The organism is Streptomyces sp. NPDC056600 (genome assembly GCF_042792855.1).
In the GTDB taxonomy this organism is placed as follows: domain Bacteria; phylum Actinomycetota; class Actinomycetes; order Streptomycetales; family Streptomycetaceae; genus Streptomyces.
Genome location: NZ_JBHTVQ010000001.1, coordinates 258,730 through 269,591 on the forward strand (window position 1 = coordinate 258,730; position 10,862 = coordinate 269,591).

The window sequence follows — 10,862 nt, forward strand, 5'->3', positions numbered from 1 at the left end:
ACCCTCACGAAGGAGCCCTCCGTGCCCAGCCGCCGACAATTCCTCGCCGGATCCGCGGTCGCCCTCGGCGCGGCCGCGCTGTCCGCCGCCCCCGCCGCGGCCGCCGGCCCGCCGCCCGGCAGACGTCCCAACATCGTGGTCCTGCTCGCGGACGACCTCGGGTACGGCGACCTCGGCGCGTACGGCCAGCGGCTGGTCCGCACCCCGCGCCTGGACCGCATCGCCGCCGAGGGAACCCGCTTCACCCAGGCCTACGCGGCCGCCGCCGTCTGCGCGCCGTCCCGCGCCTCGCTGCTGACCGGACTGCACGGCGGCCACGCGCCGGTGCGGGAGAACCCCTTCGGCGGCCCGCAGGGCTCGCTCGGCGACGACGACACCACCTTCGCCGAGGTGCTGAGGTCCCGCGGCTACCGCACGGCCTGCATCGGCAAGTGGGGCTTCGGCCCGGAGGAGCCGGACCAGGCGAGCCACCCCAACCGCCGAGGCTTCGAGGAGTTCTACGGGTACCTCACCCACGGCCACGCCCACCAGTACTTCCCGGACCACCTGTGGCACAACGGGGAGCGCGTCGCGCTGCCGGAGAACGCGGACGGCGGCAAGGGCGTCTACGCCGTCGACCTGATCGAGCAGCGCGCCGAGGCCTTCATCGCCGAGCACGCCGACGAGCCCTTCCTGCTGTACCTGACCCCCAACATCCCCCACGCGCCCAGCGACATCCCCGACGCCGAGGCCTACGCCGACCGGCCGTGGAGCACGGCCGACAAGGGCCACGCGGCACAGATCACCCGCCTCGACACCCTGGCCGGATCGGTCGTGGACGCCCTGCGGCGCGCCGGCGTCGACCGGCACACGCTGCTGCTGGTGACCAGCGACAACGGGCCCCACGAGGAGGGAGGCGTGAACCCCGACCTCTTCGACGCCAACGGCCCCCTCAAGGGCTACAAGCGCAACCTCTACGAAGGAGGCGTGCGGGTCCCCCTCCTGGCCCGGTGGCCCGGCACCGTGGCCGCCGGCGCCACCGAGGACCGGATCACCCCGTCGACGGACGTCCTGCCGACCCTCGCCGAACTCGCCGGCGCCCCGGCGCCCCGCGACATCGACGGGCTGTCCCTGGCGCCGCTGCTGGTCGGCGAAGGCGCCGCGCCCGCCCACGACCACCTGTACTGGTACCGCAACGACCCCGGGTCGACGGCACGGGCCAAGGCGGCCGACAAGGGCCGCATCGACACCCTCGCCGAGGCGGTGCGGCGCGACCGCTGGAAGGCGGTGCGGTTCGCCCCCGCACGCGACCGTTCCGTCCCCGACGAGCAATGGCAGTTCGAGCTCTACGACCTGGCGACGGACCCCGGCGAGACCACCGACGTGCACGCCGCCCACCCCGGGCTCACGGAGCAGCTCACCGCCCTGCTGCGGGACGCCTGGACGGAGCCCTACGCCCGCGAGGGGTACGGCGTCCGGCTCACGACGCCCGAACTGGTCTTCCCCGGCGAGGCGTTCACGGTGACGGCCGTGCTCACCAACGCGACCGCGCAGCCCTGGACCCGGCCCCGCGTCAGGCTGACGGCGCCCGACGGATGGCAGGCCGGCCCCGTCGCCCCGGAACCGGCGGAGGACCTCGCCCCCGGCGCGGCACTGCGGACCACCTGGCGGATCACCCCTCCCGCCGACGGGACCCCCGCCGCCGCCTGGACGCTGCGCGCGGAGGGGAGTGCCGTGCACGGGCACCACCACGTCCGCTTCGACGCCTGGGGCACGGTCGCCACGCCTCCGCCGCCGCCCACCGCCGACGCCTACCTCAGCGACCTGCCGTGGCTCTCGGCGGCCAACGGGTGGGGCCCGGTGGAACGCGACACCTCCAACGGCAAGAAGGCCGCGGGCGACGGCACCCCCATCAGCTTCGGCGGCGTGACCTACGCCAAGGGCCTGGGCGTGCACGCCCCCTCGGAGATCGTCTACCACCTGGGCGGCAACGCCTCCCGGTTCACCTCGGTGGTCGGCATCGACGACTTCTCCGCCCGGCAGAGCGCGGCCGGCGGCACGAGCGCGGAGGTCTGGGGGGACGGGGTGCGGCTGTACGACAGCGGCCTGCTCACCGCCGCCGGCGGGCCGCGCCCGGTGGACGTGGACGTCACCGGCGTGCGGCTGCTGCGCCTGGTGGTGCGGAACGCGAACAGCAGCACCTCCTACGACCACACCTCCTGGGCCGCGGCGCACCTCCGCGTCGGCTGACCCCACCGGAGGCCGGGCGAGGGGCGGCGCCGTCGCGGACGGGGCGCCGCCCTCCCCGTCCCCTCCCGTCCTCAGGACGCGCGGCCCCGCAGCCGCCGCAGCATGCGCGGGTCCTCGAACCCGGCGGAGCGGGCCGCCGCCTCCACCGTCGCCCCGTGGCCGATCAGGTGCTCGGCGTGCTCCAGCCGCAGCGCCTGCTGGTAGCGCAGCGGGGTGAGGCCGGTGGCCCGGGTGAAGTGGCGGGACAGGGTGCGCTCGCTGACGCCGACGGCGGCGGCCAGGGCGGCCAGCCGCAGCGGGCGGTCGAACCGGGCGTCCAGGACGTCCTGGGCGCGATGGACCACGTCGTCGAGGTGGGACCGGTGCCGGAGCATGGCGCTGTCCTGCGGCTGGTCGCCGTTGCGGCGGGCGTAGACCACCATCTGCCGGGCCACCCGCGCGGCGGCCGCGGGACCGTGGCGGGTGGCGACGAGGTGCAGGGCCAGGTCGATGCCGCTGGCGATGCCGGCCGAGGTGATCACCCTGTCGTCCGTGGTGAACAGGACGTCGCGCACCACCTGGGCCTTCGGGTGGCTCCTGGCCAGTGCCTCCTGCACGTCGTGATGGGTGGTGCAGGTACGCCCGTCGAGCAGACCGGCCCGGGCCAGCGCCAGCGCCCCCGCGCAGACGCTGGCCACCGTGCCGCCCCGCGCGTGGTGCTCCCGCAGCACCCGCAGCGCGGGGTCCCCGGCCTCCGGGCCGCCGCTGCGGCCGTCGGTCCGCCAGCCGGGGACGAGGACCAGGTCCTCGGGGGAGAGATGCGGCCACGCGGTGTCCGCCGCCACCGGCAGACCCTGCGCGGTGGCGACCGGGGACCGCTCGGCCACGTAGGAGAGGCTGTAGCGGTGCCCCTGGTCGGCCGCGGTGGAGAAGACCTGCGCGGGCCCGGCCAGGTCCAGCAGATGGACTCCGGGCACCAGGAGGAAGACGACTCGGCTCACGATCCGGTCATCATGCCGCAAGAGCCGCCCCGGCCTCCAGCCGGCCGACCGTCGTGACGGTGGCGAACCGCCCCGCGAGGGCGTACTCGGTGCGCCGGACGACCTCCTCGGCCGGCAGTGTGCGCGGGTCGGCCAGGATCTCGGCGATGCTCCGGCCGGCGGGGGCGTCGCGGTGCGGGATCGGACCGGTGGCGGTGGCGTCGACGACGAAGGTGACCCGGTAGCCGAGGTCGGAGGCGACCCGGGTGGTGGTCTCCACGCACTGCTCGGTGCGGATGCCGCACACGGTGAGCTCACCGATGCCGCGCTCGGTGAGCAGCTGCTGGAGGTTGGTGGTGGTGAACGCGTTGTGGGAGGTCTTGTGGATCAGCGGCTCGCCCTCCGCCCGCCGCAGCTCCTCCATCAGGCGCACCTGGCCGAGCGCCGGGTCGAAGAGGCCCCCGGTGCCGGGTTCGGAGTGCAGCACCCACACCACCAGGTCGCCGGCGGCGCGGGCGAGGCGGACCAGCCGGTTCACCTTGCCGGCGATCTCGGGGTCGGAGATCGCCTCCCACTGCGGGCCGGCACGGAAGGACTCCTGGACGTCGATGACGATCAGTGCTCTGTTCATGCCCTCAAGCCTCGGCCACCGGCGGCGGCCCGGACCAGGCCCCATCGGGTCCGGCGGCGGACCGATCCGGTCATGGCCACGGCCGGTGTCCGGCGGCCGCACAGGCCGCCTGCGACACCGGCCGCGGGGGAGGTGCGCCCTACTTGACGCCCAGCAGCATCTCGATCGGGCCGATGGCGAAGTAGGCCAGGAAGAGCACCGCGGTGCCCCACAGCAGCCAGTGGACCTCGCGGGCCCGGCCCAGGCACGCCTTGATGACCACGTAGGCGACGAAGCCGGCGCCGATGCCGTTGGTGATCGAGTACGTGAACGGCATGACGGTGATCGTCAGGAAGGCGGGTATCGCCACGTCGTAGCGGTCCCACTCGATGTGCCGGACCTGCGTCATCATCAGGAAGCCGACCGCCACCAGCGCGGGGGAGGCCGCCTGCATCGGGACCATGGTCAGCAGCGGGGTGAAGAAGAGCGCGAGGGCGAACATGCCGCCCGTGACCAGGCTGGCGAAGCCCGTGCGGGCGCCCTCGCCGACACCGGCCGCGGACTCCACGTAGGTGGTGGCGGACGAGGAGGAGGCCACACCGCCGGCGACCGCCGCGGCGCCGTCGATCAGCAGGACGCGGCTCAGGCCGGGAACCTGGCCCCGCTCGTCGAGCAGTCCGGCCTCGGCGGTGACGCCGACGACCGTGCCCATGGTGTCGAAGAAGTCCGACAGGATCAGCGTGAAGATCAGCAGGACCACGGTCAGCACGGTCACCTGACCGAAGGAGCCGAACAGGTCGAACTGGAAGAGCAGCCCGAAGTCGGGGCTCGCGACCGGGTTGTCGGGCAGCGCCGGGGTGGTCAGGCCCCAGCTCTTCACGTCGGCCAGCGCGTTGATGACGATGGCCAGCAGCGTCATCAGGACGATGCTGATGAGGATGGCGCCCTTCACCTTGCGGGCGAGCAGCACGATCGTCACCAGGACGCCGAGGCAGAAGACGAGGATCGGCCAGCCGCCGAGGGTGCCGGTGCCCAGCTGCACGGGGACGGTGGTGTTGGCGGCGTCCGGGATACGGGTGACGAAGCCGGCGTCGACGAAGCCGATGAAGGCGATGAACAGGCCGATGCCGACGCTGATCGCCTGCTTCAGGGGCTGCGGGATGGCGTGCATGATCGCCTCGCGCAGACCGGTCATCACCAGCACGCAGATCAGCAGGCCCTCGAGCACGACGAGGCCCATCGCGTCGTCCCAGGCCATCAGCGGGGCGATCTGGAAGGCGACGACCGCGTTGAGCCCGAGACCGGCGGCGAGGGCGAGCGGGAGGTTGCCGCCCACACCCATGATCACCGTCATCACCGCGGCGACCAGGGCGGTGGCCGTGGCGAGCTGCGGGACGTCGAGCTGGTCGCCGAACTTGTCCTTGGCGCTGCCCAGGATGATCGGGTTGAGCACCAGGATGTACGCCATGGTGAAGAAGGTGGCCAGTCCGCCGCGGACTTCCCGGCCGAGGGTCGATCCCCGCTCGCTGATGCGGAAGAACCGGTCCAGACCGCCGCCGCCACCATCGCCCCGATAGGGCGGCGCGGCGGGACCAGCATCTGTTTTGTGCATGACGTCTCCTGGGACGAACGGGCAGGGGGAGATGCGAGGGCGCCGTCGTGGACGGAGCACGCCGCACGATGTGACGAACGTGTGTGCGGCGTCTCGCGGTGCGGATCATACGCATCCCGCGCCAGGTCACAACTCCTCTGTGTATAGGCTGAGTTGATCATGCATCACGTTCTCGTAGGTAGCTACGAACCTCGGGGTGATCTATCCCGCCCAATCGGGACACCGCAGACAGTGGCCATGGAACAACGCCCCGTGACTGCATAGTCTCCGCCCGTGCACCCACCACTCCCTTTCAACGCACGCGCTGCCCGCACGCTGCGCGAGAGGCTCGGGATGGCCCCCGGCCATGTCGCCTACGGAATGCGCGCCTCCTACGGGATGAGCTACGTGACGCCCGATCACATCGCGGCCTGGGAACGTGGCGTCGCCATGCCCAGCCTCCAGGAACTGACCGCGCTCGCCGGCGCCCTGTGGTGTGCCCCCGGGGACCTCATGGGCGCGCCGCGCACCCTGCGGGAGCACCGGCTGGCCCGCGGGATGGCCCCCGAGGACGTCGCCCACTCGATCGGCATGGGCGTGAGTGACTACCTCCGCATGGAGGAGACCGGACGGTGGACGGGGAGCGCGTACCAGTCCACCCAGCTGGGCCGCACCCTCCAGCTGGCGGCGCCCGACATGGTCGCCGTCACCGGTCTCGAGGGCGAGCTCGCGGCGCTGCTCGTGGAGGCGGTGTCCACCCGGTGGCAGGCGCACATCCGCGCCGTCGCGCGGCTGCTGTCGATGGAGAAGCGCGAACTGCAGGAACCCTTACGCGTCATGCACGGCGAGTACCAGAACCTCATCGCCAGGACGCTGAGCCGGGCCACCGGCGCGGCCACCTCCGGCGAGGAGGGGAAGAACTACCTCGACGGCATCGTCCAGCGCTTCTGGGAATGCCTCGGCAGCCGGTGACCGGCGGGCACGTGGCACGAACGGTGTGAACGCGGACGCCCCCGCCGGAGGATCCGGCGGGGGCGCCTGGGGGGTGTTCGCCGGCCACAAGGCGTGTGGCCGGCGGCCGACCGTGGTGGGGGACACGGTCACGGGAACCGGACCGGCCTGCCGGGGGAGGGGGGCACGTCCTCCGTTCCGGCAGGACCGGCAGGTCCCCCGTCAGGCCCGAGGGCCTGGGTTCAGGAGACCGAGCACCCGGCCACGGTCGGAGCGGTGCTGCCACCGTTCGCCGTGAAGCCGAAGCTGGTCGAGGCGCCGGCCGCGAGCGAGCCGTTGTGGGGGGCGTTCTTGACCGTCACCGTGCTGCCGCTGGTGGTGGAGACACCGTTCCACAGCGAGGCGATGGTCTGACCGGAGGGCATGGTCAGCGTGACGGTCCACTTGCTGATGGCGGCGCTGCCGGCCTTGACGGTCACCGTGCCGTTGTAGCCGCCCGACCACGAGGAGTCGGCCTTGAAGCTCGCGGTGCAGGAACCGCTGCCGGCGGGCGGCGGGCTGGTGGGCGGCTGCGTCGTCGACGGCGGCGGGCTGGTCGGAGGCGTGGTGGTGCCGCCGTTCAGCACGTTGAGGACGGCGGTGTACGCCGGCTTCTTCTGGTAGCTGCCGTCGAAGAGCAGCGGGGTGCCGCTCGAGCGCCAGGAGTACTTGTCGGTGACGCCCCAGACGGTGATGCCCGTGCAACGGCTCACCGCCAGGCAGCCCTTGACGACCTTCTCGTAGTCGGCGGCCTGCGTGGAGCCGGAGCCCTCGATGTCCACCTCGGTGAGCTGGACGTCGACGCCGAGAGCGGCGAAGCGCTCGAGGTTCTGCTGGAAGTCGGCGGTGACCGGGGAGTTGGAGTTGAAGTGCCCCTGGAAGCCCACGCAGTCGATCGGCACGCCACGGGACTTGAAGTCCTTGACCATGTTGTACACGGCCGTCGACTTCGCGTTGACCCCGTCGGTGTTGTAGTCGTTGTAGCAGAGCTTGGCCGCCGGGTCGACGGAGCGCGCGATCTTGAACGCCTCCTCGATGTACCCCGCGCCCAGCTTGTCCTGGAAGGGCGAGCTGCGGCGGGCGCCGCTGCTGCCGTCCTGGTAGGCCTCGTTCACCACGTCCCAGGCCGCGATCTGGCCCTTGTAGTGGGTCATCACCTCGGTGATGTGGGTGGTCATGGCCTTGCGGAGCTCGTCGGCGCTCAGCGAACCGACCCAGCTGGGCAGCTGCGAGTGCCAGACCAGGGTGTGGCCGCGGACCTGCATGCTGCGGCTCTTGGCGTGGTTGACGATCTTGTCGGCGTTGGCGAAGTTGAAGCTGCCGCGGCTGGGCTCGACCGCGTCCCACTTCATCTCGTTCTCCGGCGTCACCGAGTTGAACTCGGTGTTCAGCGTGTTGACGTAGTCCGTCTCGCTGAGCCGGTTGTTCGCGACCGCCGTGCCGAAGTAGCGGCCCTTCGCGGAGGCGGCGGCGCCGAGGGTGGTGGCCGCCTCGGCCGAGCCGGCCAGGGCGACCATTCCTCCGAGGGCCATGGCGCCCGCCGTCCCGAGGACGACCGCCTTTCTTGCGGCTGTGTGCCACAAGGACTGCATCTTCATTGTCTTGCGACCCTTCGCTGGGGGTGGCCAGGATCGAACAGGCAACGGATCGGCTTGGACGGCGCCTCACCGAAACTTTCGTACCGCATCGAAACGCAAGCTGTGCCGTGAGGCGCCGTTTACCGCTGCGAGGCGAGAAATTAGCGAACAGGACGGGGAGTTGCGCCCCGGGGAGCAATTTTTGTTACGAAACTTCGTCGCAACTTTCGCCTCACGGGGCCGCAACACGGCGCCCCGCCGGAGCGGAACCGCCGACGAGGCGCAGGTGGGAATGGATCAAGCGTGGTGCCGGGGCGGATCAGGGGGCGGAGTTGACGCCGTTCCAGGGCCGGGCTCGTTGGGAGCGCTCCCACGTCAAGGGTGCGTAAAGTGCGGCGGAAGGACAACGTCCGATCGCGCCACGCTCGCCCTGGGGTGTTGCGGCGGCGGCCGGGACGGTGGGGGCGCGTGCGGGCCCCGTGACGTGGGCGGTTGGACAACTCTCATGTTTCTGTGGGGCTTTCGCACTCTTGGCGCATCCTCAACCTTGACGTGAACCCTTCCGGCTGGATTCATGGGAGCGCTCCCAAATATGCGTTCCACCCTCTCGGACCGACGGCCCGAGAACCTGCTGTCCCCCTTTCCGCGCATCCCCCTCACCGGTGGCCGGACACAGCCGGCGCCGGACTGCTGGAGGCAGAGTGAGAACCGCACGCGCACCAAGACGACGGCCCCTCGCGGCCGTGATCGCCACCCTGGCCACGCTCCTCGGGCTGCTCGCCCTCGGCGCCGCACCCGCCCAGGCCAAGGAGCCCGCCCAGGCGGCGGCGGCCGCCCCGGCCGGCCTCCGCGTCACCGACGGCCGCGTGGTCGAGAGCAACGGCAACCCCTTCGTGATGCGCGGGGTCAACCACGCGCACACCTGGTACCAGAGCCAGACGAAGTCGTTCGCCGACATCAAGGCGCTCGGCGCCAACACCGTCCGCGTCGTGCTCGCCGACGGGCACCGGTGGACCGCCAACAGCGCCTCCGACGTGGCCGCCGTGATCGACCGCTGCAAGGCCAACAAGCTGATCTGCGTCCTGGAGGTGCACGACACCACCGGGTACGGCGAGGAGTCCGCCGCGGGCACGCTGGAGCAGGCCGCGAATTACTGGATCGGCCTCAAGGACGTTCTCGCGGGCCAGGAAGACTACGTTGTCATCAACATCGGCAACGAGCCGTGGGGCAACAACAACTACACCGGCTGGACGGACGCCACCAAGAACGCGATTGCCACACTGCGCGGCGCCGGCCTCCGGCACGCGCTGATGGTGGACGCGCCCAACTGGGGCCAGGACTGGTCGAACACGATGCGCGACAACGCCGCGTCGGTCTTCGCCTCCGACCCGGACCGCAACACCGTCTTCTCGATCCACATGTACGGCGTGTACGACACGGCGGCCGAGGTGCAGAGCTACCTGAACACCTTCGTCACCAACAAACTGCCCATCGTGGTCGGCGAGTTCGGTCACGACCACAGCGACGGCAACCCGGACGAGGACGCCATCATGGCGACCGCGCAGTCGCTCGGCATCGGCTACATCGGCTGGTCGTGGAGCGGCAACGGCGGCGGGGTCGAGTACCTCGACATGGCGACCAACTTCGACGCCGCCTCCCTCACCAGCTGGGGCACCCGCTTCTTCAAGGGCGCCAACGGCATCTCCCAGACCTCCCGCGAGGCCACGATCTACTCCGGCGGCACGGGCGGCGACACCCAGGCGCCCACCGCCCCCGGCACCCCGAAGGCGTCCACCGTGAGCTCGAGCTCGGTGGCCCTGACCTGGTCGGCCTCGTCTGACAACGTTGGCGTGACGGGCTACGAGGTGGTCCGCGTCGACGGCACCTCGCAGACCGTGGTCGCCACCTCGGCCACCACCTCCGCCACGGTGAGCGGCCTGTCCGCGGGCACCGCCTACACCTTCGCGGTCCGGGCCCGCGACGCGGCCGGCAACCGCTCGGCCAACTCGGCCACCCTGCAGGTCACCACGCAGCCCGGCGGGGACACCCCGAGCGGCAGCTGCGCGGTGGGCTACAAGATCACCAACCAGTGGTCCGGCGGCTTCCAGGGCGAGATCGTCCTGCGCAACACCGCCACCACGGCGGTCAGCAACTGGAAGCTCGCCTTCTCCTTCGCCGACGGCCAGAAGATCAGCAACATGTGGGGCGGCACCGTCGCCCAGTCGGGCGCCGCGGTGACCGTCACCCCCGCCTCCTACACCACCACCATCGCGGCGGGCGGCTCCGTGACCCTGGGCTTCCTCGCCTCGAAGGGGAGCGCCAACACCGCTCCCGCCGCGTTCACCCTCAACGGGGCGGCCTGCTCCGCCCTGTGATCCGTGCCGACGGCCGCCCGTCAGTGACGGCCGCCCACGACGCCCCGCCGGTCCGCCGGCGGGGCGTCCGCGTTCCCCCGCGGGGCCGCTGTCGGCTTGTTCCGCCGCGGGCCGCCGGTGGACATCCCCTTCCACAGGGTGAGACGCCGGCGACGGACCGTGCCGGGTCCCTTGACGTCGCTCAAGGGCCGCCTGACACTCCGTTCAGGAACCCTGGTGGATCGATGGGGGATCACATGGGCCGTGCGGGACCGGACCTCGGGAGCGACGCCGTCCGCGTCGCCATCCGCCCGCTGCCCCTGCTGACCTCCCGCCGCCACATCGATCTCATGCGTGTGTGCAGTGCCGCACGGCGCCCCCACGGCGGTGCCGTCGCCGCCGGTCACCTCTGACCGGTCCGCGCAGGCACCCCGTCCCGGCGCCGCCGGGCCCGCCCCCCCCCGCCGCGGACCCCAAGCGCGCCCAACAACCCCGGGAGGACCAAGGACCCCCAACGGCCCCGCCCCCGGCCGGGCAGACGGGGCCGGATGG

General features: G+C 71.9%; 7 protein-coding genes. 3 read left to right on the forward strand and 4 right to left on the reverse strand.

Features of this window, described 5'->3' with window-relative positions:
- Window positions 1-21 precede the first annotated feature (21 nt).
- Window positions 22-2,229 (forward strand): sulfatase-like hydrolase/transferase, encoded by a 2,208-nt coding sequence (locus ACFRAV_RS01210; protein WP_382550241.1) that lies wholly within the window; start codon window positions 22-24, stop codon window positions 2,227-2,229.
- A 71-nt stretch (window positions 2,230-2,300) separates the two neighbouring features.
- Here the strand turns inward: ACFRAV_RS01210 and ACFRAV_RS01215 are convergent, their stop codons facing one another.
- From ACFRAV_RS01215 to ACFRAV_RS01225, 3 genes are all read right to left on the reverse strand, one after another.
- Window positions 2,301-3,209 carry a GlxA family transcriptional regulator gene (locus ACFRAV_RS01215; protein WP_382550243.1) on the reverse strand — a complete coding sequence of 303 codons (909 nt, stop codon included), beginning with the start codon at window positions 3,207-3,209 and terminating at the stop codon, window positions 2,301-2,303.
- Between the two features lie 10 nt (window positions 3,210-3,219).
- Window positions 3,220-3,819 carry a cysteine hydrolase family protein gene (locus tag ACFRAV_RS01220; RefSeq protein WP_382550245.1) on the reverse strand — a complete coding sequence of 200 codons (600 nt, stop codon included), beginning with the start codon at window positions 3,817-3,819 and terminating at the stop codon, window positions 3,220-3,222.
- Between the two features lie 139 nt (window positions 3,820-3,958).
- Window positions 3,959-5,410 (reverse strand): NCS2 family permease, encoded by a 1,452-nt coding sequence (locus ACFRAV_RS01225; RefSeq protein WP_382550247.1) that lies wholly within the window; start codon window positions 5,408-5,410, stop codon window positions 3,959-3,961.
- A 273-nt stretch (window positions 5,411-5,683) separates the two neighbouring features.
- On the opposite strand from ACFRAV_RS01225, the gene ACFRAV_RS01230 reads away from it, so the two are divergent.
- Window positions 5,684-6,361: a helix-turn-helix domain-containing protein gene (locus ACFRAV_RS01230; RefSeq protein ID WP_382550249.1), complete on the forward strand. Its 678-nt coding sequence runs from the start codon at window positions 5,684-5,686 to the stop codon at window positions 6,359-6,361.
- Between the two features lie 221 nt (window positions 6,362-6,582).
- On the opposite strand, the gene ACFRAV_RS01235 is transcribed toward ACFRAV_RS01230, so the two are convergent.
- Window positions 6,583-7,911: an endo-1,4-beta-xylanase gene (locus tag ACFRAV_RS01235; RefSeq protein WP_382550251.1), complete on the reverse strand. Its 1,329-nt coding sequence runs from the start codon at window positions 7,909-7,911 to the stop codon at window positions 6,583-6,585.
- A gap of 746 nt (window positions 7,912-8,657) precedes the next feature.
- On the opposite strand from ACFRAV_RS01235, the gene ACFRAV_RS01240 reads away from it, so the two are divergent.
- Entirely contained in the window at window positions 8,658-10,331 is a 1,674-nt protein-coding gene (locus ACFRAV_RS01240) for a cellulase family glycosylhydrolase (RefSeq protein WP_382550253.1), read from the forward strand.
- Window positions 10,332-10,862: the final 531 nt, after the last annotated feature.